The organism is Ruegeria sp. P10 (genome assembly GCF_056534925.1).
This window is the reverse complement of record NZ_JBQERJ010000016.1, coordinates 1-24614: the sequence shown is the minus strand read 5'-3', so window position 1 is coordinate 24614 and position 24614 is coordinate 1. Positions and strand designations below refer to the sequence as shown.

Here is a 24614-nt window from a genome sequence, read left to right as displayed (position 1 = left end):
CTCAGCCCGCCGCAGCAATCAATTCGCGGGTATAGTCGGTCTGGGCATTTTCGAACAAATCCTCGGCCGTGCCCATTTCAACCACATCTCCGTTTCGCATGACGATCACCTTGTGCGACATCGCCCGCACAACTTTCAGGTCATGGCTGATGAACAGATACGCCAGCCCGTATTTCTTTTGCAGATCGCGCAGCAGATCGACGATCTGAACCTGAACCGTCATGTCCAGCGCGCTGGTCGGTTCGTCCAGAACCAGCAGCTTGGGCCGCAAGACCATCGCGCGCGCAATGGCTATGCGCTGACGCTGACCGCCCGAAAACTCGTGCGGATATCGGTCCATGGCCGCAGGATCCAGGCCCACCTCGGTCATCACCTCAGCGACCAGCTCGCGCGGCGCGCGATGAGGATCAATGTTGTGAATGGCCAGACCTTCCGCGATGATCTGCTGACAGGTCATGCGTGGGCTGAGGCTGCCGAACGGGTCCTGAAACACGATCTGCATATCCTTGCGCAGCCGGCGCAATTCGCGGGTAGACCATCTTCGCACATCCTGATCGCGGAAGGTGATGCCGCCTTCGGACGCGATGAGGCGCATGATCGCAAGCGCCAGCGTGGTCTTGCCCGACCCGCTTTCGCCCACGATCCCCAAGGTCTCACCCGCGCGTACACTCAGCGTGGCGTCATTCACCGCCTTCACATAGCCGACCGTGCGTTTCAGAAACCCGCGCTGGATCGGGAACCAGACTTTCAGATGATCCGTACGCGCGACTTCCTCGGCATCTGTTGCAACGGCGTCTGGCTGACCCGAAGGTTCCGCGGCCAGGAGCTTGCGGGTATAGGGGTGCTGCGGGTTGTCGAAGATCTCGGCGGTCGCGCCGGTCTCGACGATCTCACCATCCTTCATCACGCAAACCCGGTCGGCGATGCGCCGCACAATGCCCAGATCGTGGGTGATGAACAGCATCCCCATGTTTTCGGATTTCTGCAAACTGGCCAGCAACTCGAGGATCTGTGCCTGAATGGTTACATCCAACGCCGTCGTCGGTTCATCGGCGATCAGGATGTCCGGCTTGTTCGCCAGCGCCATGGCGATCATCACGCGCTGCCGCTGTCCGCCAGACAACTGGTGCGGATAGCTGTCCAGCCGGTCTTCGGGGTCGCGGATACCGACCTTGTTCAACAGTTCAAGAATTCGTTCGCGCGCGACATCGCCCGTGACCCCCTGATGCAGGGCCAGCGATTCCGCCATCTGCTTCTGGATCGTGTGCAGCGGGTTCAGCGATGTCATCGGCTCCTGGAAAATAAAGCTGATGTCATTGCCGCGCACATCCATCAGGCGTTGCTCCGAGGCGCCGATCATCTCCTGCCCGTCATAGGTGACGGACCCTTCGACGATCGCGCTGTCGCCCAGCAACGATACGGTGCTGAGCGCGGTGACAGATTTGCCCGACCCGGATTCGCCCACCAGCGCCACGGTTTCCCCGCGATCGACATGGAATGACACGCCCCGAACCGCAGCACTGATCCGACCGTCCTGCCGGAACGAGACTTTCAGGTTGTTTACATCCAGCAGGCTCATGAGAAGGTCTTTCTGGGATCGAACGCATCCCGTACGCCTTCAAAGATGAAGACCAGCAGGGACAGCATGATAGCAAAGGTGAAAAAGGCCGTGAAAGCCAGCCATGGGGCCTGAAGGTTCTGTTTTGCCTGCAAGGTGAGCTCCCCCAGCGAGGGGGCCGAAGACGGCAGACCAAAACCCAGATAATCCAGCGAAGCCAGCCCGCCTATGGTGCCCGTGACGATGAAGGGCATGAAGGTCAGCGTGGCCACCATTGCGTTGGGCAGCATGTGGCGGAACATGATCGTCATGTTGCCCACACCCAATGCCCGTGCAGCGCGCACATATTCAAGGTTTCGCGCCCGCAGGAATTCTGCGCGCACCACGCCAACCAGCCCGGTCCAGCTGAACAGGATCATCAACGCGACCAGCAGCCAGAAACTTCGCCCCAACACCGCGAACATGATGATGATGACATAAAGCGACGGGGTTGCGGACCAGATCTCGATGATCCGCTGAAAGATCAGATCCAGCCAACCGCCGAAGAAACCCTGTACGGCACCGGCGAAAATACCGATCAGGCTGGCAACACCCGTCACCAGCAGCGTGAACAGGATCGACAGGCGGAAGCCGTAAATCACCCGTGCCAGCACATCGCGCTTGGTGTCATCGGTGCCCAGCAGGTTCTGGCCGTTGGGCGGCAAGGGTGCAGCCCCGGGGCGGTCCACAGACGTGTTGTAGGAATAAGGGATCAGCGGCCAAAGCGACCAGCCACGCTCGAACCCCTCCGCCTGGAACGTACCGGCGTCGATCTGTTCGATAATGCCTTCGGGATCGTCAAAACAGTCTTCCAGGCCGCCGCTGTCTATCAGACACTGAACCTCGGGGTCGCGATAGATCGCCTCTGTCTGGAAGTCTCCGCCAAAATCGGTTTCCGCGTAGAAGTTGAAGACCGGCATGTAGAACTCGCCCCGGTATTTCACCAGAATCGGTTTGTCATTGGCGATGAACTCGGCAAACAGCGACAGGCCGAACAACACGGCGAAGATGATCAACGACCAGAAGGCGCGCTTGTTGCGGCGAAAGTTGCTCCAGCGGCGCTGGTTCAGGGGGGACAATGCCATTTACCCCTCCCGCTTTTCAAAATCGATGCGCGGGTCGACCAGCACATACATCAGATCGCTGATGATGCCGACCACCAGCCCCATCAGGCCAAAGATGAACAGCGTGCCGAAAATCACTGGGTAATCCCGCGCCACGGCGGCTTCAAAACCCAGACGTCCCAGACCATCAAGTGAGAAGATCGTTTCGATGATGATCGAACCTCCGAAGAACACGCCGATGAACACGGCCGGAAATCCGGCTATGACGATCAGCATCGCGTTGCGGAACACATGGCCATACAGCACTTTGCGTTCGCTCAGGCCTTTGGCGCGGGCGGTCATGACATATTGCTTTTTGATTTCATCGAGAAACGAGTTCTTGGTCAGCAGCGTCAATGTCGCAAAGGCCGAGATCGTCAGCGCGATGGTCGGCAACGCGATATGCCAGAAATAATCTGCGATTTTGCCAAAAAGACTCAGGCTGTCCCAGTTGTCAGATGTCAGCCCCCGAAGCGGGAAGATCTGCCAATAGGATCCACCGGCGAAAAGCACCAACAGCAGAATGGCAAACAAGAAGCCAGGGATCGCATAGGCCACGATGATCGCTGCGCTGGTCCACGTGTCGAACTGCGAACCGTCCCTGATCGCCTTGCGAATGCCCAGAGGGATCGAAACCAGATAGGCGATAAGCGTTGACCACAGGCCCAGCGAGATCGAGACCGGCATTTTCTCGAGCACCAGATCAATCACGCTGATCGAGCGGAAATAGCTCTCGCCGAAGTCCAGCGTCAGATAGTTGCCCATCATGATCAGAAAACGTTCCAGGGGCGGTTTGTCGAAGCCGAATTCCTTTTCAAGTTCAGCAATGAACTCGGGCGGCAGGCCCCGTGCACCGACATATTTGTCGTCGAAAACGCCGCCCGCCGGCTCTGACCCCGCGCCGGCATCGCCCGCACCCGCAAAACCGGCGAAAACATCCCCCTGACCTTCGATCTGGGCAATGATCTGTTCAACCGGCCCGCCAGGCACGAATTGTACCAGCGTGAAGTTGACGATCATGATGCCCAGAAGGGTCGGGATGATCAGCAACAAACGTCTTAGAATATAGGCGCCCATGTTATCGCAGCGCGCCTTTCGCTTTCAGTGCAGCCTCTTTTTCCGGATTGATCCACCACAGATCCAAATAGCCCAGCGAATAAGGCGGCAGGTTTTCCGGGTATTCATACATATCGTAATATGCCACCCAGTGGTCAGCGATGTATCCTACGGGGATCACGAAGAACTCGTACCGCAAAGCGCGATCCAACGCCTTCAACGCCATGTCCTGATCCGCCTGATTGTCAGTATCAAAGGATGCTTCGATGATCGCGTCAACCAATAGGCTTGCCAATCCGGCCGGGTTGAAAAGACTGAATGCGGCCTCTTCCGACCCGTACATCTGGCTCAACCCGCCACCGGTCGACAAAAAAGACCCGTAACGAGTGGAATAGACCATGTCATAGTCCCGCTCGCGGCTGCGCAGCGTGTATTGCGCCGGGTCAACCTTTTCCGCCGACGCATCCACGCCAATGGCTTGCAGGTTCTGGACATAGGTTTCAATCATCGTGGCCGTCGAAGTCGGCAGGTTTGAAGGATAGGGGATATTAACCTTCAGTGTCTGCCCTTCCGCGTTACGCCGCACGTTGCCATCGCCGACCGGCCACCCGGCCTCGTCCAGCAGTTTCGCGGCTTTTCGCAGATTTCTGCGATCGTTCAGGCGCGCGGGGTTTGACTCGTGAACCGTCACGGCAGGTTCTGAAAGAAGGTCCTCGGGCACAACCTCACCCAGCGCTTGAAGAAACGCCAGTTCATCGCCCTCGGGCAGGCCTTGCGCTTCCAGCGGGGTGCCTTGTGTAAAGGAATTGCGCGGTGAATTCAGACCAAACAGCAGGGATTCATTTGCCCATTCGAAATTGAAGGCCAAGGCAAGGGCCTTGCGTACGTTCTTGTCGGAAAACTGCGGTTTTCCGAGATTGAAGACGAAGCCGGACGGTGTTGGCGGGCTGCCATCCGGTATCTCGTCCCGTACGATCACACCTTCGTTCAGCTTCGGAAAATCATACGCCGTCGCCCAAAGCTTGGGATCGCTTTCAATCCGCAACGTGTATTCACCGGCCTTGAACCCCTCGAACGCCGCTGTCTGATCGGCGAAATACTCAACGCGAATGGTATCGAAATTGTTGCGACCGACATTGAATGGCAGATCCTTACCCCAATAGTCGTCACGTCGCTTGTAAACGATACGGCGATTGATGTCATAGCTGTCGAGTTTATAGGGACCCGAGCCGACCGCCACTTCCAGACGCGGCTCATCCAGACGCCGGGACTCGTCCGCCTCGAACCATGCTTTCGAAAAGACGGGGGTCGACCCGACGGTCTCGATCAAACTGCGGCGGGTGACTTCCGGATTGAACGTGAATTTGACCGTGTGATCATCCAGCGCTTCGGCCCCCGTCACCATGCGGCCCACGGCTTGGGCGTAGGAAGGCAGGCCCTGTTCGATGAACAGGCGATGGCTGTAGACAACATCTTCGGCCGTCACCGGCGTGCCATCCCAAAAGGTTGCTTCGGGTCGCAAATGGAAAATGACGTAGTTGCGCCCTTCATCATATTCCAGACTTTCCGCCAGCACGCCGTAATACTGCCCGACACCGTCATCAGAGCTTTCGAACAGGCGGTCATATTGCAGCGTCGTCAAGGCGCCTGCGCGCCCCTTGCGGGAATAGGGATTCAAGGAATCGAACGTCCCAGAAGCCGCCAAGGACAACTCACCACCTTTGGGCGCATCTGGATTCACGTAATTCAGATGCGGATAGTCAGCAGGGTAATCCAGATTGCCGAAATACGAATATCCATGACTGCGGGTAACCCCCTCATCCAATGCCAAAGCAGCTTGCGGTGAGAGCAGAACAGCACAAAGCCCGAATATGCCAGCCAATGGCCTGACCTTAAGATCACATGCAGCAGGCATTAGGGATATCATGGGGCTCATCCTCTGGGTTATTGTAATCTTTTATGTCGCATACGCTAGCTAAAGTGCCAACGCTGACAGTTTCAAGTTTAGAATGCGTGAGCGCTTTGTGAAGTTCCCTTCAGACAAAAAAAGCCGCTGCGCGGGGCAGCGGCTCTGAACTTCAATGGTCTCTCAGGCAATCAGTTGCCAATTGTCTGCAGATAAGCAATCAAGTCCGCGCGGTCCTGAGGTTTTTTCAAGCCAGCAAAACTCATCGATGTTCCCGAGATATAGGCGCTTGGGCGTTCCAGGAAGGCATCCAACGCTTCGGGCGTCCAGTTGCCGCCATGGGCCTGCATACTGGCTGAGTAACCGGTGAAACCTTTTGCCGAGGCAACCGGGCGATCAACTACACCATACAGGTAAGGGCCGGTTCCATTCGCCCCGTCTTCCAGCTTGTGGCACGCGGTGCACTTGCGGAATACTTTCGCGCCCTTCTCAACGTCAGCGGCGGCCAGCAGATCTTCAAAGACCACTTCTTCGCCGTCGGCGCTTTCGCCCGAGCTTTCGGTTTCGATAATGTAGGCGGCCTCAGCCGAGCCATGGCCACCGGAAGAATAGAGGATGTCAGCCCCCCATTTGGCCAGAAGCAGCACCAGGAAAGTGCCGAACAGGCCTGCGGCGGCCTTCGTAACTGTCATCGTGTCGAACATTGATCGCGTGTCCATTTCAGCTGTCTGCGCAGGTGTCTAAGGCTTCCACTTGCGAGAGGCAAGGTATAGACACCGCGACGAAACGACCAAATCGCGAACTTGTTGCATGGAATCGACCAAATGACCAATCGCATTGCTTTTCAGGGCGAACCCGGCGCCTACAGTCACGAGGCCTGCCGCAACGCACGACCCGAAATGGAGGCCTTGCCCTGCCGCACATTCGAGGATGTGATCGAATCAGTTCGCTTGGGCGCGGCCGATCTGGCGATGCTGCCGGTCGAAAATACGACCTACGGTCGGGTTGCCGATATTCACCGGCTGTTGCCCCATAGCGGGCTTCACATCATCGATGAAGCGTTCGTGCGTGTTCACATCAACCTTCTTGGTGTACCCGGCGCAAAACTGGAAGACATCACCGAAGCGCATTCGCATCTGGTGCTGCTGCCGCAATGTTCAGAATTTCTGAAAGAACACGGTATTCGTGGCCGTGTCAGTCCCGACAATGCCCGCGCCGCGCGCGAAGTGGCCGAAATCGGGGACTTGCATTCCGCCGCTCTGGCAAGCGAGCTTGCGGCTGAAATCTACGACCTGAACGTGCTGGCCCGCCATATCGAGGACAATGACGACAACACGACCCGCTTTCTTGTCATGTCACGCGAAACGGATTTGTCCCGCCGGGGCGATCATGGGATGATCACCAGTTTCGTGTTTCAGGTCCGCAACATCCCGGCCGCGCTGTACAAGGCCATGGGTGGCTTTGCCACCAACGGGATCAACATGACCAAGCTGGAAAGCTATATGGTCGACGGGTCCTTCACGGCAACGCAGTTTTATGCGGATATTGTTGGACATCCCGAAGACCGCAACGTGCAGCTGGCAATGGACGAACTGGAACACTTCACGACCAATGTCGAGGTTCTTGGCGTCTACCCTGCGGCCCATCCTCGCGGCTGACAGGTCACGCGAAAGACTGGCTGAATTCCGATTGGCGCAGGTCACTGCGCCATGCCTGAAGAATTGTCTGCACGTTGGCTTCAATGCCGTCCATGGAATCAATCTCGATATCGTAAACTCTACCAGCATGGATCATGGTTTGGTCCCGCTGGGCGCTTCCCACCGGACGGTCGCCGCGTAATCGTTCGCGCGCGTTCAACTCGGGAACCGGGCAATGGACAGCTACGAACAGAACATCAAACGGGCGCAAGAGGTCGCGCAAATCTTTGTCCCACCCCGGCGTATCCAGAATATGTTCCAAAATCAAATTGTTGCCCGAGGCCGCGTAGGCAGCTAGCGACTGATGAAACCCATCAAAGACAGTCGATCGGTCGTCGGACCAATCGAACTCGCCACGGCGATAGCGATCCAGCGGCAGAACACCAGAATCGCGAAGGTGGTCGATCGAGATATGCCAGAACGGCTTCTCTATCTTCTGCTGCAAAGCCTGCGCGATTGTCGATTTTCCACTGCTTGATGCGCCATGCAGAAAAATAATGTGCGACATCCGAGGTTTCTTTTCCAATCCTTGCCCCGATCAGCCCAGCGGACGCCGTTCACGCCCCGTGCAGGTGACGCTGTTCCAGTTCACGCGCAAACTCGCTGAACCGCACCTGGAATTGCTTGCGGAACTTTGACTGTCCAAGCTTCATGGACTGCAACAGCAACCGCGCGGGCAAGGACTTTGCGGCCAAGGACATCTCGATGCTCAGGCGTGTCCGGCGCGGAGACAAGGCCAGAAAATCTACTGTCGTCAGGCCGGTCATCCCTTTGCTGGCCGCCTCGAACCGCATTTGCGACGGCTTGTCGAAATCCGTCATCACCACCGACATCTGGCGCGGCTTTCCACGCAACTTGAATTCGGTTTTCCATTCAGTGCCGGCAACCACCATCGCATCAGTGTCCAGACGCCGCACGTCGATGCCACGACGCATCGCCATACGTTCGAACCTTTCGAAATCCGACACCATGTCGAACACCGAATTGATCGGGGCTTCGATATCTTCGCGCGCTGAAAACTGCATAATGACCTTTGCTGTTTATGGCTTCACCAGTTTTTCTTCAGTCCAGCGTATCCGCAAGCCAGTTCTGAAGCAGAAAATGAGCGATAGCCCCCTTGCGAGCCGGCAACAACCGGGGATGTTCGCCGGCAAATGCCTGCATCATTTCGGATTTGCTGACCCACATCGCCTCTTCGATCTCGACCGGATCGATAACGATGTCACGCGACAGGGCCTCGCCGGCGCATCCGAACATCAGGGATGCCGGGAACGGCCAGGGCTGGCTGGACAGGTACGACACCGCACCAACCGGTACGCCTGCCTCTTCCATCACTTCGCGGCGCACCGCCGCTTCGAGCGTTTCGCCGGGTTCGACAAATCCCGCCAGCAAGGAAAACATTCCCTCGGGCCAACCCGGAGACCGCCCCATAAGCACGCTGTCCGCATGCGTAATCAGCATGATCACAACCGGATCCGTGCGCGGAAAATGTTGCCCGCCGCATGACGGGCAACTGCGCTGCCATCCCGCTTGCGACATATCGCTGGCTGCGCCGCAGCGAGCACAGAAGCGATGTGTTTCGTGCCAACCGACAACCGCCTTGGCCGATGCGGCCAACTCGGCATCACGAGGCGACAATCGCGCCATGATCCGGCGGAGCTCGGCAAAAACATGCCCTTCAGGCAAATCCGGGTGCTGCTGTTCGGATCTGTCCACGAACTCTCCCAGGCCGGTCAGATCCAATCCCTCTGCCCCCCAGGCCGAGATATCTGCGGCAAACAGGGGTGCGCCCTCTGCGCTCAGGCCCAAAAAAACCGGTGCTTCGATCACGCCGCCGGGGCCATCGCATACCAGCGGGTGGGTCATCTGCGTCAGGGCAAGCTGATCCAGCGCCGCGCCCACGACCAGAAGCTTGCCTCGCCACAACAATATGCATCGCGCAGCAGGGTCGCCCGCCATCTCGGACAGCTTCTCTGAATCCCCACGAAGATGCGCTGCCCGATTCAGGCCCGAGCCGCCGAAAGTCACCTGCTCTGCGTTTTTCATTGGAATTCCTTCTGGTCTTGCGCACAGGGCTGCCATGTCTCAGGCCCTGTTGCAATGGCAATTCAAGGCGCAAAACGCAGGGACACGCCACCGAAAAGCCGCATGGCGGCCCCGGAAAAATCATCTAGACTGCGTTTTGATGATTTTAGCCCATTACCACACTCAAAAGCAGAACAACAAAAGTGAAGCAAACCCCATCGACGCAGGTGCAACCCACAAAAGACCGTGGGCGTATTCGTATTCTTGCCACCTCCGACGTGCATATGCATCTGACTGGTTTTGACTATTACGCGGACACACCGGACCCGACGCTTGGGCTGACACGCACCGCCAGCCTGATCCGCAAGGCCCGACACGAGGCCACAGACGCGCTGGTGCTGATGTTCGACAACGGGGATTCGCTTCAGGGAACGCCGATGGGCGAATGGGCCGTTCGGAACGACAATCCCCACCCGATGATGCAGGCATTCAAGGCGCTGGACTATGATGCGATTGGTCTGGGCAACCATGATTTCGGGTTCGGGCTGCCGACATTGGACAAGACCCTTGCACAAGCCCCGTGCCCGGTTCTGTGCGGCAATCTTCATCGGTCCGGAGAACACCAATCTTGGCAGCGTTTTGCGATCCTTGACCGTATCGTTAGGGTGGGAAACAAGGATGTGCCCATTCGCGTCGGCGTGTTTTCGGTGCTGCCACCGCAGACAACACGTTGGGAAGAACACAATCTGAACGAAACCGTAGAGGCGGACGACATCGTTGTCGCGGCACAGTCCCTGACGCGTATCTTGCGCGAAAAGGGGTGCGATCTGATCGTGGCGCTCGCCCATTCCGGGCTTGGACACCCGGACACAGCGACCGACACTGAAAATGCCGTTATTCCCCTGGCCGCGATCGAGGGCATCGACGCTGTCGTCGCCGGGCACACGCACCTGACCCTTCCCGCACGCACCAGCGCGCAAACCCCGAATGTGGATTACGTGAAAGGGCTGGTGCATGGAACGCCGGTTGTCATGCCCGGTTCGGCAGGCGCATATCTTGGAGTAATCGATCTGGCCGTTACCCTAGAGCCCCAGTCGGGGCTGCGTGTTGTCGACAGCCACGCCGAATTGCGCCCGGTTTCGGTGGGCGGCACCGCGATTGGCGAAGATTTGGAATTCGCGCATCTGGTTGAACCCGCACATCAGCAGACCCGTCAGGACATGGCCGCGCCCGTTGCGCGCGTCTCGGACACATTGCACAGCTATTTCAGCTTCTGTGCGCCGGATCGTGGGTTGGCGCTTGTGGCCGCCGCACAGGCAGCCACGTTGCGCCCTTTTTTACACGGCACCACGCTTGCAGAGCTGCCGCTGTTGTCAGCCGCGTCGCCGGCCAAATGCGGCGGACGCTCTGGCCCCAGGCACTATACGGACGTGCCGCTCGGCGAAATCTGTCTGCGTCACGTGGCGGACCTGCATGTCTTTCCAAACGAATTGCGCGCGGTTCAGATCACGGGCGCGCAGCTGCTGGAGTGGTTGGAGATGTCAGCCAGCGCATTCAACCAACAATTCCCCGACGCCGAGGCAGAGCTATTCGACCGGGATCGGGCGGGATACAATTTCGATGTCATCTTTGGCTTGTCCTATCAGGTCGACCCGTCGCAACCGGCGCGTTACGATGTCGGGGGGCAAATGATCCATCCCGGCCACAGGCGGGTGCATCATCTGACTTGCGCAGGCCAAGCCGTGCAACCCGATCAGGCATTTGTCGTCGCGCTCGATAATTATCGCGCAAGCGGGGGCGGACATTTCCCGCATGTGTCGTCGGCCCCGGCCATCGATCTGCCCCCGCTGGATATCCGGGACATTTTGCGGGACTACATGACGCACCGCCTGCCACCCGACCCATTGGCCCGGCAACCTTACCCGTTCTCTCTGATGCCAAAATCGGGGGTGACGACCATTCTTCGGACCGGTCCCGGTGCTTTGAAGTATGTTGACGAATTGAACAGGTTTGCCCCCAAGATTCTGGAACCTGACGAAAACGGTTTTGCTCGCATTCGGCTGACGCTCTGACGGGTTGTCTTTTGCCGAAGCCTTCCCTATATCCAGAGTCGAGAGGTTGGCGCGGGCGAGCGCCTCGCCAACCTGGTCAGGTCCGGAAGGAAGCAGCCACAACGAGCCCCGCTTGGGTCGATGTCCAACCTCTCACTTTACGAACCTTGGCCGCAGGAGGGCTTTATGATTGTAGCAAAGATCCTTCGGGCAGCACGGTTCTGACCTCACGGTATCGACTGACTGCCTGAATACATGACCCGGGGATGAGCGATCGCCATCCGTCGGGAGTGCTGTTTCTGACGACAGGCAAACCAATGTTTCTTGCACTTTCGGACCTGGGATGGTCCTCTCACTTTGCCGCGCAACACGCGGCTTATCCTTCCTGCACGCCTTTTCGCATCACTTCCGTTCATCGGGACCGCCTGATAGGGCTTAACCCTGACGGCGAAGTCCCGTTATTGACCCCCGATCAAACGACCGGCAGCTATGCTGTTGGCGATTGGGTTCTCGCCGATGACGACAAACGCGTGCGCCATTTGCTCGACCGGCGCAGCCTGCTGCACCGACGCGCCGCGGGTACAGGCGCCGCGACGCAACTGATCGCAGCCAATGTCGATGTGCTGTTCATCGTCAGCTCGTGCAATGCCGATTTCAAACTGCCCCGGCTGGAACGATATCTGGCGCTCGCGCATCAGGCCGGGTGTTACCCGGTCGTTGTTCTGACGAAGGCCGACAAATCGGCGGACCCCGACAGTTTCTCGGGGCAGGTGCAATCTCTGGATCCGTTCCTGACGGTTCTGGCGATCAACGCGCTGGACCCGGCAGAGGTTGAAAAGGTTCTGTCCTGGTGCCCCAAAAGCCAGACCGGAGCGCTGGTTGGATCGTCGGGCGTTGGCAAGACGACACTTGCCAATACCATGACCGATCAGGATCTCGCCACCTCGGACATTCGCGAGGATGACGCGCGGGGCCGGCACACGACGACCGCACGCGCATTGCACCGGATGCGCAACGGTGGCTGGTTGATCGATACACCCGGAATGCGCGCGTTGCGCCTGCTGGACGCTCGGGACGGGATCGACGACGTTTTCTCGGACCTTGCCGAGTTGAGCCGGGACTGCCGTTTTTCGGATTGCCAGCACAGCTCCGAGCCCGGATGTGCCGTGCAAAAGGCAATAAGCCACGGCACGCTTGATCCGGCTCGATTGGACCGGTGGCGCAAGCTTCGGCGCGAAGATCAGCGCAATTCTGAAACCGTCGCGCAGTCCCGGGCGCGGGACAAAGCGTTCGGCAAGATGGTCCGTGGCGTCATGAAGGAAAAGAAACTTCGCAACCGGTGATCGTTGGGCGGTGCCCGGCCCGTCCTGCGCCGCGTCTGATCAAGCGATCAGTCGCGGCCAAACCGCTGCATTGCGCCGGGCAAATGCTCCGATATGACCAACCTCGGGCAACCCGAAATCGGCAGGGCTCAGCAGGTGGCGGTTGGCATCGGGGCCGTAAAGATCCGCAAGCCGCCAAACCGCTTCCGGCGGCACCATCTGGTCGTCCTCGAAGGTGAACAAATCCACGGGCGTTCCAGAATCCTTCCACTGCGCCGCAGGTAACTCATGCCCGATTTCAGGCACATAGTTCAAAGGCGCCGTACACCATTTGCGCCACTGCCAATAGACCGATGCCGGCAGATCCGAGCCGAACCCGATCGCCTTTCCGGGAAGGTAGCCAAGGGCTCGGGCCAAAAGCGGGGCATGACCATACCAGAACAATCCTGCCAAACCACGATAGGGCCATGGATGGTCGCTTAGGGTTACCAGCCCCGAACACACACAGATCATGCGATCAATCAGATCGATATCCGGCTGCACAGGCCCCAACATCGCGCCGATCGAATGGCCGATGGTCCAATGCTGCGAATCGGGAAACCGTCTGCGCATTTCTGCCCGTGCCGCGGGCATGTCGATCAAGGCCCAATCCGCCATGGTCGCACGCGAATCTTTCAGGCGGCCGGTCAAGGAATGCCCGTAATCGCGATAGTCATAGGTCAGGCAGGCCATACCCTGCTCGGCAGCAAGCCATCGTGCGAAATGACGGTAATAATCGCGCGGCACACCCGTTGCACTGTTCAGCACGACGACGATTTCGGGCGAAGACAGCGGGCTGTACAACCGGGCAGACAGTGTTTTCTGCCCGGACGGAAAGCGAAATTCTTCGGTCATTACCGTTTGCTCTGCGTCCAACATGATCTCTGGCTTTGCGCTTGGTAAATCCGGTTTCCGAACCTCAACGCCCTCGACACTATGCATGAACCAACACCGTATCCAGCATGACCAAGCGTCCGGTCAAAAGATCGGCTTGACTCGACGCGTGCTCAAACGCTAGCGGTTGTGTGATGGTTTCCGGCCTCCACAAGGGGTCGGGATGAAAAGGGAACACGGTGCGGTAATGTCTGGTCATGCAGGCAACAACCAAATCCGCGACTGCCCCCGCAACTGTAAGCGGTAAGCGATGCCGAAACACCACTGGCCCAAAGGCTGGGAAGGTCGGCAAAGCGATGACCCGCAAGTCAGGAGACCTGCCATCGGAAACGAAACCGAAACTCGGGCGGGGTGTCCGGGCAGGTCCTGACGGCATCACGCTGTCCCACCTGTCCCAAATATCCTGTCCACCAAGCGCGGAGGGCGCAGGATGATCTGGAAGACAAAGACACATGAATTCAGTGCAACAGTATGTCAGCGGACGGGCAAAACCTGTCCCGCTTTGGCGCGGCTGGCGCGCTCGATATCCGAAGCCATGGCCCAGGCGACCTCGGCCACAAGTGACGATTTCGAGATTGAGGGCAGCAGCGCGCTGTCACATTGCAGCGAAGGATGTCATGCAATTTTCCGCGCGCAATCAGACCGCATTCGTGTCTTTTGCGGGACGCAGCCCGAAACCGCGATTGAGCCGCTGAACGGCTATGCCGACCTGATCTTCGGAAACACGTTCAGTGCGATGCCATCCGGCGTCGTGAAAACCCCACCCTGCGCGATGATCGAAGTTTCTACGATCCGGCCTCGAAAACCTGCTTGCGCGCCCGCGCAGATTTCAATCTGAGTCCAGACTGACCTGTGCCTGGGCACGCCGAGAGGCCCAGGCCAGTTGCGCATCCGTTTCGACGGCGCAAGGGCGCACCGCCCGCAATCGTTGCAGCGCCGTGTCCGCGCCTTCGCCGCATTCGACCATCAGCCGCAGGACAATCATACCTGACCTGCCACAGCCCCCGCGGCAGTGTACCAATACGCGACCTCCGCCGGACAGCGCGTGCCGGGCCGCGGCGCTGACGGACGGCCACGCGTCATCAATCGCTTTTGTCGGCGCTCCGAAATCTTCGATCGGCAGGTGAACCCATCGGCTGGCGCGGCTTTGAATATCGCTTCCAAATTCCTGCGCCCCGTCCTGAAGCATTTCGACATCCGTCGTCATCGAAACAACAAGCCCCGGCTGCCAGGCTGCGATCATATCCAGATCGCTGGAGTAATCTCCGCCGCGTCCGGGCATCGAGGTCAGCGCCAGCGTTCCGCCACCGACTTGCAGGGCGTAGATCACCAACTGCGACATGAATCCTGTCCTCCCCAAAGAACTCTATACAAAAATGAGCCATTAAATCCGCTGATGCAGTTTAGTGCGAAAGCGACTCGTTTCTAAATCAAAAATCATCGCGCCACGCTGTGGACGCGGGCAACGGTGGCCACTACGCTGTGCCCAAGCACCGAATCCCAACGAGAAGACATGACAGACAGCTCCAGCCCCGCCTATCAGGTTCTCGCCCGCAAATATCGCCCGGAAACCTTTGCCGATCTGGTGGGTCAGGATGCCATGGTGCGCACCCTGAAAAACGCGTTCGCGGCCGACCGGATCGCGCAGGCCTTCATCATGACCGGCATTCGCGGCACCGGCAAAACCACGACCGCAAGGATCATCGCCAAGGGCATGAACTGCATCGGACCCGACGGAACCGGTGGCCCCACGACCGAACCCTGCGGTCAGTGTGAACATTGTGTCGCCATCATGGAAGGCCGCCATGTCGACGTGATGGAGATGGACGCCGCCAGCCGTACGGGCGTCAACGACATCCGCGAGATCATTGACAGTGTCCGCTATCGCGCCGCCAGCGCGCGTTACAAGATTTACATCATCGACGAGGTTCATATGCTCTCGACCAGCGCGTTCAACGCGCTGCTCAAGACGTTGGAAGAACCGCCCGCGCATGTGAAGTTCATCTTCGCAACCACTGAAATCCGCAAAGTCCCTGTCACTGTGCTGTCCCGCTGCCAGCGTTTCGACCTGCGCCGGATCGAACCCGAAGACATGATTGGCCTGCTGCGCAAGATCGCCGAAGCGGAAAACGCCCAGATCGCCGAAGACGCGCTGGCGCTGATCACCCGAGCAGCGGAAGGATCGGCCCGGGATGCGACCTCGTTGCTGGATCAGGCGATTTCGCATGGGGCTGGCGAGACGACCGCCGATCAGGTCCGTGCAATGCTTGGACTGGCAGACCGTGGCCGGGTTCTGGACCTTATGGATATGATCCTGCGCGGCGATGCCGCCGGAGCACTTACCGAGTTGAGCGGCCAATACGCCGAAGGCGCAGACCCGCTGGCGGTGCTGCGCGATCTGGCCGAGATCACGCATTGGGTGTCCGTCGTGAAGATCACGCCTGACGCGGCGCAGGATCCGACGGTTTCTCCGGATGAACGGACCCGGGGCCAACACATGGCCGAGGCTCTGCCGATGCGGGTTCTGACCCGGATGTGGCAAATGCTGCTGAAGGCGCTCGAGGAAGTCTCGGCTGCGCCCAACGCCATGATGGCCGCTGAAATGGCCGTTATTCGCCTGACCCATGTGGCGGATTTGCCCAGCCCCGAAGAGCTGATCAAACGGTTGCAAGATGCCCCGCCACCGCCGCCGGGCGGGCCCAATGGCGGCGTTTCGATATCCCGACCGGGCGCCGGTCCGGCGCCGGCTGGCGCGACCCATCCACCTGCCTACGCGCCGTCCCCTCGCGGTTCCGGTGGCGCACCGGTTGCAGCCCTGGCGCAGGATGCCCAGACGGCCCTTGCCCATTACCCGACCTTCGACCACGTGGTGGAACTGATCCGGACCAATCGCGACGTAAAGTTGCTGGTCGAGGTGGAAAACGGCGTGCGCCTCGTCTCCTATCAACCCGGACGAATCGAATTCACACCCGCCACCCAGGCACCGGCGGATCTGGCGCCACGACTGGGCACTGCCTTGCAACGCTGGACAGGAAATCGGTGGGCTGTCTCGATCGTCTCGGACGGAGAAGCCCCCACGATTGCAGAAGTCAGGGATGCGGCCGAGCTCGCACTGAAATCCGAAGCCGAACAACACCCGTTGGTGCAGGCGGTATTGGCGCAATTCCCAAAGGCGAAAATCACTAGGATCGAAACGCCGGAGCAACGCGCCGCCAAGGTCGAGACCGAAGCGCTTCCCGAAGTGGAAGACGAGTGGGACCCGTTCGAGGAAGACTGACCCCGCCGCCCGTCACCCCCCGTTTCAAACGAAGCTGACCGAGGTTTCGATCGAACACATCCGCCCGCATGTCTCAGATCGTTTGTTGCGACACCGGCCAGCGGAAGGCGGCCCGTGACCATTCTGATCCGAATGCTGCGTAGCCATTCGAACCCCGCCCAGATTTCCTGTGTTCCGTGCAATCAGTCTCGGCAGCAGACCATATGCGCGCCAAGGACGATCTGCGCTTGTCGGGCCTGCTGGCAAATATGGTGTCACAGATGGTTAGCACGTTCCTGCTGACGCCTGCGCTGATCAACATGCCGACCGGAACGGATGAGCCTCCGACCGGCGGGAGAACCCTTGTGCCATGTCGCTGCTGCCCGTATCTAGAGCGCAAACGGAGACACAGGAGAATACTATGCTGAAAGGACTCGGCGGGCTTGGCGGTCTGGGCGACATGGCCAAGATGATGAAATCTGCGCAGGACCTGCAAACCAAGATGACCGAAATGCAGGAAGAGCTGAACAACATGATGGTTGTCGGCGAATCCGGTGCAGGCCTGGTCAAGGCAACGGCGACGGCCAAGGGTGAACTCAAAGGTCTGGATATCGACCCTTCCATCTTCAACGGCGATGACAAGGAAGTGGTCGAAGACCTGATCCTGGCCGCCATCAAGGATGCGCAGACCAAGGCAACCGAACGTTCGCAGGCTGAAATGGCCAAGCTGACCGAAAGCATGGGCCTGCCCAAAGACATCAAGCTGCCGTTCTGAGCTTCATCTTTTCCCAAATACTCCCGCCGGAGGCTCCCTCTGGCGCAATGCAGGATTGGCCATGAGTTCGAACAGCGACATCGACAACCTGATCGACCTGATGGCCAAACTGCCGGGCCTGGGCCCGCGCTCGGCCCGCCGCGCGGTTCTGCACCTGATCCGCAAACGCGCCCTGCTGCTGACGCCCCTCTCGGACGCGATGCAACAAGTGGCCGCCACCGCCCGCGAATGCCTGAACTGCGGCAATGTCGGCACCACCGATATCTGCGACATCTGCGATAGCGCGGATCGCGCGACCGGAGAGCTGTGCGTGGTCGAAGACGTCGCCGACCTCTGGGCGATGGAACGCGCTGCAGTTTTCAAGGGTCGCTATCACGTTCTGGGCGGCACGCTGTCGGCTTTGGATGGGGTCGGCCCGGACCAACTGCGCATTCCCCGACTCAAGGATCGGGTGATGGCCGAAGGGATTTCTGAGGTCATTCTGGCCCTGAACGCAACCGTCGATGGCCAGACCACCGCCCACTACATCGCCGATCAGCTCGAGGGACAGGTCCGCCTGACCTCACTGGCGCAGGGTGTTCCGATTGGAGGCGAACTGGATTATCTGGACGACGGGACGATTACGGCGGCGCTCAGGGCGCGGAAGGAACTGTAGCTCTAACTTACCGGTTCTTTTTTCGCGAGGCCTTTGCGCTAGGCGGCGCCAGCGCAACGCACGATGCACGCTCAAGTATCGCGGTAACTAGCTTGACAGCTGTACAGTTATTGGATGAGTTTCTTTCTGTTAATTCCACGGATTATCAAACACGATGAAACACTTAGCGTTTTTTTGCAATTGTTGGTGCTTTCGCCTCGCCCTTGGCCGCTGAAACTCTCTACTTATTCGAAGACACGCACGATTTACCGCCGCCATACAAACAATGGTGGAGCGCAATTCCAGAAGACAAAAGGTATGATGAACAAACACACAGGCACGTCTATGTTCGCGGTGAAGGTAAGTACGGCGATTTTTTCGGCGTTCTATACGTTGATTGCATTAACCCTGAATTCTCCGAATGGTTAGCTGTCGGAGGATCGCTGAATTCAGAAGACGTTCCAAACCAGGCAATTGTTAACCTGAGACTTGAGATCTGTTCCAACGGCGAGGAGACCTGACACGGCCCGCGGGAAATAAATGGATTGTCTAACTTCTACAACAATTTACAATGACATGAATAGATTGTCTGATTTGTGGATATGCTATGACCCGCCTTCTCGCCCTCGCCTTCGCCGCTTTGACAGCCACCTCCGCCCTAGCCCAAGACCTCATCGACAAGGGCTTTGTCGACGGCTGGAACATCATGATGGACCCCGCGCTTGGCAACGGGTGCCTGATCCAGACGGTGTATCAGGATCTCTCGGTGGTGCGGCTGGGCTATGATGCCTTGGGCAATCGTGGGTATTTCGCCGTGTACAACAAGGCATGGGGCGACATTAAACAGGGTGAGAGTTATCCGATCCGCTTTGATCTGGACGGCAAAAGCTATGATGCGACGGCCATCGGGTTCAACGAACGCGACGTGCCGGGCGCAACCGTGTTTTTCACTGACCGGAGCTTTGTGAACGCCATCGCTCAGAACAAAACGATGACCGTCTATAACCCGGCAGGTGAGGTGGTGATGGCCATCGATCTGAAAGGCACCGCCAGGGCGCTGGACTATGCGCGGGATTGCCAGAACAAAAAGCTTTAACGAATCGGATCGAACAGCGCGTCCTTGGCCGTGCAGTCGCGGATCACGTCGCGGCCACAGGGTACGGAATCAAGATCGCGGGACAGACACAGGCGGACTTCTTCGATATAGCCCTGTTTGCAGGTGATCGTGATCATGTCGCGCTCCAACTCCGGGTTGGCCTTCAGGAATGCCTCCTCGACCACCGAAGCCGGCAGTTTGACGGATGAATCCAGTTTGCGGAACACCTCAGGGCGCTTGACGGCTTCGTAAGCCCGCCGGGACAAGGCAAAGTAGTCGGATGCCGACAATCCCGAGCATGTGCCGTGTTTCTTCCATTGATGCCAAGCAAGGCCGGAACTGCCTTGTATGTCCTCCATTTCCCGCGTCGTGCGTCGCGAAGGTGGGCCTTCCGGGGTACGGCAGTAGGACGGCCAGCCCTGATGGAACTGTGGCCATAGCCCGTGCAGTATCCAGCCGTGATCATGCCGATCGTCACATTGATCCGAGCCGCGCGCGTCACCTTCGCGGGCGCACCAGTTGGGCGACCAACTGAGCGACAGCACGTAGTAATCGAACTCGCCCGCCTTTTCGCCCTCGGCCGGCGCAGCGACCGCGCTCAAGACCCACAAAACCAGCCCCGTAATCCCTTGGCGCATTCGCCTCTTCCCTTCTTGCCTTTGCGCGACTATATACGGGCCAAGTTCCCCGACAACGGAAACCTGCCCCAAAACCAAGGGGCCGCCGAATTCCGGCGACGGGACAGATGTATGTATAGGAGACGGGCTGATGGCAAAACCGCTTATGGCCAAGGCAACCGCCGTATGGCTGGTGGACAACACCACGATCAGCTTCAAGCAGATCGCGGATTTCGTAGGAATGCACGAGTTGGAAGTGCAGGGTATCGCTGATGGCGACGTCGCCGCCGGCGTCAAGGGCTTTGACCCGATCGCCAACAACCAGCTGACCCAGGAAGAAATCGACGCGGCACAGAACAACCCGCTTCACAAGCTGAAGCTCAAGTTCAACCCATCGGCCGCCGGTGAGGAAAAGCGCCGTGGTCCGCGCTACACGCCGCTTTCGAAACGTCAGGACCGTCCGAACTCGATCCTGTGGCTGGTCAAGTTCCACCCGGAACTCAGCGACGGCCAGATTGCTAAGTTGGTGGGCACCACCAAACCCACCATCCAGTCGATCCGCGAACGCACGCACTGGAACATCGCCAACATGCAGCCGATTGATCCGGTTGCTCTGGGTCTGTGCAAACAGTCCGAACTGGACACCGCCGTGCAGAAAGCGGCGGCCAAGAAAGCGGCTGAAGGCGGCGTGATGAGCGATGACGAACGTCGCAAGCTGGTCTCGACCGAGCAGTCGCTGGAAATGGACGCAGCGCCGAAAATCCCGACCGCAATTGAAGGTCTGGAAACCTTCTCGCTGTCCGACGAACCGTCGGAAGAGAAAGACGACGAGCCGATCATCGACGCAGACAGCTTTTTCAACCTGCCCAAGGGTGGGGCGGATGACGAAGACGAAGACGATCTTCGCCCGTAACGCGCAAACAGCCTCGGCCATGACGGCTGGGGCTTTTTTCACGGACTTGCCATGCTGAACGTTCTATCTGCGGTATTTGGCCCGCATCGCGCCGTCACGATTTATGCCTTTCTGAAAACGTGGGGGCTTGGTCTGGCCGGCGGCGTTGTCATGATTGCCATCGTCACGACATTGTTTCTGCTGGGGGATGAAGGCGAACACGAGCATGAGGCGTTTCTGACCGTCCCGGTTCTGTCTGCAACTCCGGTGAACGGAGATCTGAAGAACGGCGTCGTGGCATCTGTCCGCTTGCCGGATGGGTCCGCCACATCGATTACGTCTACAGATGCGCAGATTTCGCAGACAGTGGGCACGACGGCCTGTATCGAAAAACGCGTTTACCTCGAAAGCGGAGAAGCCCGGTACCGGCTCAAACTGCCACGTCTGTGCGACGGTAGTTGATCGACGGCACCGAACGGATAAAAGCCGCCCGATGTGACACCGGGCGGTTTTTGCGTTCATACCAATTGAAAGATGATACCAGCCACGATTGCGCCACCGACTCCCAGGGTCAGATAGGTTGCAAAGACACGTGGTTTGACCAATGACCAGACCGCAGCCATCGCCGGGATGGAACTGACAGCACCGGCAACCATGAACGACATGGCCGCACCCGCTGTCATACCTTGCTCCATCAACCCTGCCAGCAAAGGCGGCGCCACGTACGAGTTCAGGTATGCCGGCATACCCACCAGCGCAGCGACGACGATCGGCAGCACGCCTTCTCCGCCAACCACGCCGGCGATCAGGTCGGCGGGGATATAATTGACCAAAAGCGCCTCGAGGACATAAGCCAGCGCAAGCCATTTCAACAGGAACAGACCGTTGTGCACGAATTCCGAACGGAACCGGGCGCGACGCTCGGACTCCGGCCAGAATGTCCAGACCGGCTTGGTATCCGTTTTCGGACCACATCCGCAGCACCCGGAGGGCTTGTATTCGCGCAAAGGCTGGGCAAACGCTCCTTTGCGCATAAGCAACCGAACCGCGAACCCGCCGAACAGGCCAAGCGCAACCGCCGCAACAGCCTTGCCGATGGCAAAGGGCCATCCCAGCGCACCGGCGGTAATCAAAAGCGTAGGCGGATCGATCAAGGGTGAGCTGAGCCAGAACGCCATGACCGCGGACAACGGCGCACCAAGGGCCAGAAGACCCGCAATGAAGGGAATAACCTCGCAAGAACAGAAGGGGGCAAGACCACCGAACAAGGCAGCCAGAAAGATCATCCGGGTCTCGCGCCCCTCAAAGGCACGCGCCACCATCACCTCTGCGCCGGTCGCCTTGAGGTAAGACAGCAGAAGCACTGCAAACAGAATATATTGCCCTGTATGCGCCAGAGCCTTGGCTGCAAATGTCACCACCTCGGGCAAGTTTCCGGGATCCAGGATTGCCACCGCCGCCAGAATGACGACGATCAGCGTCCAGGGTGTCTTGATCAGGTCCAGCGCCATTTTGGCAGTCATGCGCGGGTTCTGTGTCAATTCAGCCATCGTTCGCAGCCTTTCCAACTTCGTCAGCGCAGCACTCGCTGAGAATGAATTGCGCCAGATTTCTCAATTCGTCGTAATTGGCGCGGTTGATCGTGGTTCGACCGACCTTTTCCTGTTCAACCACTCCACCGGCCGCAAGAAACCGCAGGTGATGGGCCAGGGTCGACGGGGCAATCCCGGTCCGGTCCTGTATCTCGCCAACGGTCAATCCGGCTTTGCCAGCCCGGACCAGCGTCTTGAGGACTTTCAGCCGAGCTTCAGAGCCCATGGCAGAAAATCCGGCAGCAGCAGCTTCCCACATCCACTATCTCCATTAAACTAGATGTATAGTTATTTAGTCCGAAGGAACTCTCCGGTCAACCCCGCCGACAAAATTTCGTGACTGCGATGTAAGTCCAGATTGCCCCGGCCTTAAGTCCACCCTATAAGCAGGCATGGGGATTTCGGTCGATACATTCTTTCTTGAGCTCAATGGTCAGGGCACATTGCAGGCCCAGATCCAGCAGATGATTGCCGAAGGCATCTTGTCCGGTCGCTTTCACGTCGGAGAAAAACTCCCTTCGTCACGCAAACTGGCCGCGCATCTGGGGGTCAGCCGAATAACGGTGACATTGGCCTACACCGAACTGTTGGCCAATGACTACCTGACCGCCAAGGGACGGTCCGGGTATTACGTTTCGCAAAACGCACCTGTCCCCCCCAAGTATTCGCCTGTCCAGCGCGGCACAGAATCCGTTGACTGGGACAAGGCACTGGCGCGTCGCTTTCTGGACAGCGACGTGCTGCCAAAACCCAGCGACTGGCGAGAATACCGTTATCCGTTCATCTACGGGCAGGCTGACCGAACCTTGTTTGACCACGCCAACTGGAGGTTATGCGCCGTCCGCGCGTTGGGACACAAGGATTTCGATTCGCTGACCGGTGATTACGTGGATCAGGATGATCCGTTGTTGATCGAGTTTATTGCCCGTCACACTCTACCACGCCGAGGCATCGCGGCCCGCCCCGAAGAGATCTTGATCACTCTTGGCGCGCAGAACGCGCTCTGGCTGGCATCGCGTATCTTGCTGACCCACAATCGCACGGCCGTCATAGAAGACCCATGTTACTATGCGCTGCGAAGCCTTCTGAACCATTGGGACTGTGCGGTCACGCCCTTGAGTGTGGACCGGGACGGTCTGCCGCCCGAGGCGATTCCCGACGAAGCAGACGTCATCTTTACCACCCCCAGCCATCAAAGCCCGACAACCGCGACGATGCCGATCGACCGCCGCAACCAGTTGCTGGACCGAGCACGCGAACTCGACGCGATGGTCGTCGAGGATGACTATGAGTTTGAAATGGCCTTCCGAGGCGCCCCTTCGCCGGCGCTGAAATCCATGGATCGGGATGGGCGCGTGATCTACGTCGGCAGTTTTTCCAAGTCGCTGTTTCCAGGATTGCGACTTGGATACATGGTCGGCTCAGAGCCCTTTATCCGCGAGGCACGCGCGCTGCGTTCATTGGTTCTGCGTCACCCACCAGGCCACATTCAGCGCACGGCGGCGTATTTCCTGTCGCTGGGCCACTACGACGCGCAAATTCGGCGTATGTCAAAGGCCTTGCAAGAGCGGCGCGACGCGATGGACAAAGCCATCGCGGAAAGTGGGCTGACCGTGGCTGGACGGGGTGTAATTGGCGGCTCTTCACTGTGGATGTCAGCCCCTGAGCATGTCGACACAACTCAACTGGCATTAAGACTGCAAAACCAGGGTGTTCACATCGAACCCGGCGCACCGTTCTTCTCGGGGCCGGACAGACCACAGAATTTCTATCGCCTGGGCTATTCCTCAATTCCAACTAACCGCATCGCGACCGGCGTGAAACTGATCGCAGACGCAATTCGGGCCGTTTGAGCCTTATCTGGACCTAATCCGGCTTTCGTTTTGGCCCTAACGCAGGTCGCACCCTTGCGCCAAAACCATATCAAACGCCGGGTGCAGTGCCCGGTTTCACTCACTCTTGGTTGGAGAGCACCCTTATGAAAATGACGACGGAAGAGGCCTTTGTTAAGGTTTTGCAGATGCACGGGATTGAGCATGCGTTCGGGATCATTGGATCTGCG

24 protein-coding genes, 1 other RNA gene and 1 riboswitch are annotated in these 24614 nt (G+C 58.6%); of the genes, 12 read left to right on the top strand and 13 right to left on the bottom strand.

Annotated elements, in window-relative coordinates:
* Position 1 precedes the first annotated feature (1 nt).
* The 5 genes from ACR0FB_RS19820 to ACR0FB_RS19800 form a co-directional block, all read right to left on the bottom strand.
* The gene (locus tag ACR0FB_RS19820; protein ID WP_480492556.1) at positions 2-1579 is read right to left on the bottom strand and encodes an ABC transporter ATP-binding protein; all 1578 of its coding nucleotides are present in this window, start codon (positions 1577-1579) and stop codon (positions 2-4) included.
* Positions 1576-2682 carry an ABC transporter permease gene (locus tag ACR0FB_RS19815; protein WP_480621674.1) on the bottom strand — a complete coding sequence of 369 codons (1107 nt, stop codon included), beginning with the start codon at positions 2680-2682 and terminating at the stop codon, positions 1576-1578. Before ACR0FB_RS19815 ends, ACR0FB_RS19820 begins: the two co-directional genes overlap by 4 nt.
* Positions 2683-3777 (bottom strand): microcin C ABC transporter permease YejB, encoded by a 1095-nt coding sequence (locus ACR0FB_RS19810; protein WP_152459198.1) that lies wholly within the window; start codon positions 3775-3777, stop codon positions 2683-2685.
* A 1-nt stretch (position 3778) separates the two neighbouring features.
* The gene (locus ACR0FB_RS19805; RefSeq protein WP_480621673.1) at positions 3779-5683 is read right to left on the bottom strand and encodes an extracellular solute-binding protein; all 1905 of its coding nucleotides are present in this window, start codon (positions 5681-5683) and stop codon (positions 3779-3781) included.
* 170 nt (positions 5684-5853) lie between these two features.
* Positions 5854-6366, bottom strand: a complete 513-nt coding sequence (locus ACR0FB_RS19800) for a c-type cytochrome (RefSeq protein WP_152459925.1) — start codon at positions 6364-6366, stop codon at positions 5854-5856.
* Between the two features lie 120 nt (positions 6367-6486).
* Between ACR0FB_RS19800 and ACR0FB_RS19795 the strand changes: the two genes are divergently transcribed.
* Entirely contained in the window at positions 6487-7320 is an 834-nt protein-coding gene (locus ACR0FB_RS19795; protein ID WP_480621672.1) for a prephenate dehydratase, read from the top strand.
* A 4-nt stretch (positions 7321-7324) separates the two neighbouring features.
* On the opposite strand, the gene ACR0FB_RS19790 is transcribed toward ACR0FB_RS19795, so the two are convergent.
* The 3 genes from ACR0FB_RS19790 to nudC are packed head-to-tail and all read right to left on the bottom strand — an operon-like array spanning position 7325 to position 9405.
* The gene (locus ACR0FB_RS19790; RefSeq protein WP_480486554.1) at positions 7325-7867 is read right to left on the bottom strand and encodes a chloramphenicol phosphotransferase CPT family protein; all 543 of its coding nucleotides are present in this window, start codon (positions 7865-7867) and stop codon (positions 7325-7327) included.
* A gap of 49 nt (positions 7868-7916) precedes the next feature.
* Positions 7917-8384 (bottom strand): SRPBCC family protein, encoded by a 468-nt coding sequence (locus tag ACR0FB_RS19785; protein ID WP_171638278.1) that lies wholly within the window; start codon positions 8382-8384, stop codon positions 7917-7919.
* Positions 8385-8421: 37 nt separating this feature from the next.
* A complete protein-coding gene (nudC, locus tag ACR0FB_RS19780; protein WP_210093881.1) occupies positions 8422-9405 on the bottom strand; it encodes an NAD(+) diphosphatase in 984 nt (327 codons plus the stop codon).
* A gap of 182 nt (positions 9406-9587) precedes the next feature.
* Here nudC and ACR0FB_RS19775 point away from each other — a divergent pair, with 182 nt between their 5' ends.
* The 3 genes from ACR0FB_RS19775 to rsgA all read left to right on the top strand — a co-directional run bounded on the left by ACR0FB_RS19775 (position 9588) and on the right by rsgA (position 12778).
* A complete protein-coding gene (locus tag ACR0FB_RS19775; protein ID WP_480621671.1) occupies positions 9588-11456 on the top strand; it encodes a bifunctional 2',3'-cyclic-nucleotide 2'-phosphodiesterase/3'-nucleotidase in 1869 nt (622 codons plus the stop codon).
* Between the two features lie 39 nt (positions 11457-11495).
* An RNA gene (gene ffs / locus ACR0FB_RS19770) (signal recognition particle sRNA small type) lies at positions 11496-11594 on the top strand.
* A gap of 107 nt (positions 11595-11701) precedes the next feature.
* Positions 11702-12778: a ribosome small subunit-dependent GTPase A gene (rsgA, locus tag ACR0FB_RS19765; protein ID WP_245218231.1), complete on the top strand. Its 1077-nt coding sequence runs from the start codon at positions 11702-11704 to the stop codon at positions 12776-12778.
* Positions 12779-12817: 39 nt separating this feature from the next.
* On the opposite strand, the gene ACR0FB_RS19760 is transcribed toward rsgA, so the two are convergent.
* The gene (locus ACR0FB_RS19760; protein WP_348539753.1) at positions 12818-13651 is read right to left on the bottom strand and encodes an alpha/beta hydrolase family protein; all 834 of its coding nucleotides are present in this window, start codon (positions 13649-13651) and stop codon (positions 12818-12820) included.
* 157 nt (positions 13652-13808) lie between these two features.
* Positions 13809-14029, top strand: a riboswitch (cobalamin riboswitch).
* Between the two features lie 91 nt (positions 14030-14120).
* On the opposite strand from ACR0FB_RS19760, the gene ACR0FB_RS19755 reads away from it, so the two are divergent.
* A complete protein-coding gene (locus ACR0FB_RS19755; RefSeq protein WP_210093882.1) occupies positions 14121-14528 on the top strand; it encodes a hypothetical protein in 408 nt (135 codons plus the stop codon).
* On the opposite strand, the gene ACR0FB_RS19750 is transcribed toward ACR0FB_RS19755, so the two are convergent.
* Entirely contained in the window at positions 14520-15032 is a 513-nt protein-coding gene (locus tag ACR0FB_RS19750; RefSeq protein ID WP_171638284.1) for a protein-tyrosine phosphatase family protein, read from the bottom strand. The genes ACR0FB_RS19755 and ACR0FB_RS19750 overlap by 9 nt on opposite strands.
* A gap of 171 nt (positions 15033-15203) precedes the next feature.
* Between ACR0FB_RS19750 and ACR0FB_RS19745 the strand changes: the two genes are divergently transcribed.
* From ACR0FB_RS19745 to ACR0FB_RS19730, 4 genes are all read left to right on the top strand, one after another.
* Positions 15204-16967 carry a DNA polymerase III subunit gamma/tau gene (locus ACR0FB_RS19745; protein ID WP_480621670.1) on the top strand — a complete coding sequence of 588 codons (1764 nt, stop codon included), beginning with the start codon at positions 15204-15206 and terminating at the stop codon, positions 16965-16967.
* A gap of 400 nt (positions 16968-17367) precedes the next feature.
* On the top strand, positions 17368-17721 hold the full coding sequence (locus ACR0FB_RS19740; RefSeq protein WP_171725104.1) for a YbaB/EbfC family nucleoid-associated protein: 354 nt from the start codon (positions 17368-17370) through the stop codon (positions 17719-17721).
* A 61-nt stretch (positions 17722-17782) separates the two neighbouring features.
* A complete protein-coding gene (gene recR, locus ACR0FB_RS19735) occupies positions 17783-18376 on the top strand; it encodes a recombination mediator RecR (RefSeq protein WP_209835524.1) in 594 nt (197 codons plus the stop codon).
* A 586-nt stretch (positions 18377-18962) separates the two neighbouring features.
* On the top strand, positions 18963-19451 hold the full coding sequence (locus tag ACR0FB_RS19730; protein WP_480621669.1) for a hypothetical protein: 489 nt from the start codon (positions 18963-18965) through the stop codon (positions 19449-19451).
* On the opposite strand, the gene ACR0FB_RS19725 is transcribed toward ACR0FB_RS19730, so the two are convergent.
* Positions 19448-20089 carry a ribonuclease T2 family protein gene (locus ACR0FB_RS19725; RefSeq protein WP_209835526.1) on the bottom strand — a complete coding sequence of 214 codons (642 nt, stop codon included), beginning with the start codon at positions 20087-20089 and terminating at the stop codon, positions 19448-19450. The two genes, ACR0FB_RS19730 and ACR0FB_RS19725, sit on opposite strands and share 4 nt — an antisense overlap.
* Before the next feature lie 130 nt (positions 20090-20219).
* On the opposite strand from ACR0FB_RS19725, the gene ACR0FB_RS19720 reads away from it, so the two are divergent.
* Together ACR0FB_RS19720 and ACR0FB_RS19715 are read left to right on the top strand one after the other, a co-directional pair.
* Positions 20220-20981: a DUF1013 domain-containing protein gene (locus ACR0FB_RS19720; RefSeq protein ID WP_171638297.1), complete on the top strand. Its 762-nt coding sequence runs from the start codon at positions 20220-20222 to the stop codon at positions 20979-20981.
* 51 nt (positions 20982-21032) lie between these two features.
* Positions 21033-21422, top strand: coding sequence for a hypothetical protein (locus ACR0FB_RS19715; protein ID WP_171725100.1), 390 nt, complete (start codon positions 21033-21035; stop codon positions 21420-21422).
* A gap of 56 nt (positions 21423-21478) precedes the next feature.
* Here ACR0FB_RS19715 and ACR0FB_RS19710 read toward each other — a convergent pair whose 3' ends face one another.
* Complete coding sequence (locus ACR0FB_RS19710; protein ID WP_480621668.1) at positions 21479-22510, bottom strand: permease; 1032 nt, start codon at positions 22508-22510, stop codon at positions 21479-21481.
* Entirely contained in the window at positions 22503-22811 is a 309-nt protein-coding gene (locus ACR0FB_RS19705) for an ArsR/SmtB family transcription factor (RefSeq protein WP_171207031.1), read from the bottom strand. Before ACR0FB_RS19705 ends, ACR0FB_RS19710 begins: the two co-directional genes overlap by 8 nt.
* 133 nt (positions 22812-22944) lie before the next feature.
* On the opposite strand from ACR0FB_RS19705, the gene pdxR reads away from it, so the two are divergent.
* Positions 22945-24405, top strand: a complete 1461-nt coding sequence (gene pdxR / locus ACR0FB_RS19700) for a MocR-like pyridoxine biosynthesis transcription factor PdxR (RefSeq protein ID WP_171638305.1) — start codon at positions 22945-22947, stop codon at positions 24403-24405.
* Positions 24406-24614: the final 209 nt, after the last annotated feature.

Excerpts from the sequence above, each read along its gene's own strand:
- ACR0FB_RS19820 (WP_480492556.1), bottom strand. The coding sequence starts at position 1,579 with ATGAGCCTGCTGGATGTAAACAACCTGAAAGTCTCGTTCCGGCAGGAC.
- ACR0FB_RS19815 (WP_480621674.1), bottom strand. The coding sequence starts at position 2,682 with ATGGCATTGTCCCCCCTGAACCAGCGCCGCTGGAGCAACTTTCGCCGC.
- ACR0FB_RS19810 (WP_152459198.1), bottom strand. The coding sequence starts at position 3,777 with ATGGGCGCCTATATTCTAAGACGTTTGTTGCTGATCATCCCGACCCTT.
- ACR0FB_RS19805 (WP_480621673.1), bottom strand. The coding sequence starts at position 5,683 with ATGATATCCCTAATGCCTGCTGCATGTGATCTTAAGGTCAGGCCATTG.
- ACR0FB_RS19800 (WP_152459925.1), bottom strand. The coding sequence starts at position 6,366 with ATGTTCGACACGATGACAGTTACGAAGGCCGCCGCAGGCCTGTTCGGC.
- ACR0FB_RS19795 (WP_480621672.1), top strand. The coding sequence starts at position 6,487 with ATGACCAATCGCATTGCTTTTCAGGGCGAACCCGGCGCCTACAGTCAC.
- ACR0FB_RS19790 (WP_480486554.1), bottom strand. The coding sequence starts at position 7,867 with ATGTCGCACATTATTTTTCTGCATGGCGCATCAAGCAGTGGAAAATCG.
- ACR0FB_RS19785 (WP_171638278.1), bottom strand. The coding sequence starts at position 8,384 with ATGCAGTTTTCAGCGCGCGAAGATATCGAAGCCCCGATCAATTCGGTG.
- nudC (WP_210093881.1), bottom strand. The coding sequence starts at position 9,405 with ATGAAAAACGCAGAGCAGGTGACTTTCGGCGGCTCGGGCCTGAATCGG.
- rsgA (WP_245218231.1), top strand. The coding sequence starts at position 11,702 with ATGAGCGATCGCCATCCGTCGGGAGTGCTGTTTCTGACGACAGGCAAA.
- ACR0FB_RS19760 (WP_348539753.1), bottom strand. The coding sequence starts at position 13,651 with ATGACCGAAGAATTTCGCTTTCCGTCCGGGCAGAAAACACTGTCTGCC.
- ACR0FB_RS19755 (WP_210093882.1), top strand. The coding sequence starts at position 14,121 with ATGATCTGGAAGACAAAGACACATGAATTCAGTGCAACAGTATGTCAG.
- ACR0FB_RS19750 (WP_171638284.1), bottom strand. The coding sequence starts at position 15,032 with ATGTCGCAGTTGGTGATCTACGCCCTGCAAGTCGGTGGCGGAACGCTG.
- ACR0FB_RS19745 (WP_480621670.1), top strand. The coding sequence starts at position 15,204 with ATGACAGACAGCTCCAGCCCCGCCTATCAGGTTCTCGCCCGCAAATAT.
- ACR0FB_RS19740 (WP_171725104.1), top strand. The coding sequence starts at position 17,368 with ATGCTGAAAGGACTCGGCGGGCTTGGCGGTCTGGGCGACATGGCCAAG.
- recR (WP_209835524.1), top strand. The coding sequence starts at position 17,783 with ATGAGTTCGAACAGCGACATCGACAACCTGATCGACCTGATGGCCAAA.
- ACR0FB_RS19730 (WP_480621669.1), top strand. The coding sequence starts at position 18,963 with ATGACCCGCCTTCTCGCCCTCGCCTTCGCCGCTTTGACAGCCACCTCC.
- ACR0FB_RS19725 (WP_209835526.1), bottom strand. The coding sequence starts at position 20,089 with ATGCGCCAAGGGATTACGGGGCTGGTTTTGTGGGTCTTGAGCGCGGTC.
- ACR0FB_RS19720 (WP_171638297.1), top strand. The coding sequence starts at position 20,220 with ATGGCAAAACCGCTTATGGCCAAGGCAACCGCCGTATGGCTGGTGGAC.
- ACR0FB_RS19715 (WP_171725100.1), top strand. The coding sequence starts at position 21,033 with ATGCTGAACGTTCTATCTGCGGTATTTGGCCCGCATCGCGCCGTCACG.
- ACR0FB_RS19710 (WP_480621668.1), bottom strand. The coding sequence starts at position 22,510 with ATGGCTGAATTGACACAGAACCCGCGCATGACTGCCAAAATGGCGCTG.
- ACR0FB_RS19705 (WP_171207031.1), bottom strand. The coding sequence starts at position 22,811 with ATGTGGGAAGCTGCTGCTGCCGGATTTTCTGCCATGGGCTCTGAAGCT.
- pdxR (WP_171638305.1), top strand. The coding sequence starts at position 22,945 with ATGGGGATTTCGGTCGATACATTCTTTCTTGAGCTCAATGGTCAGGGC.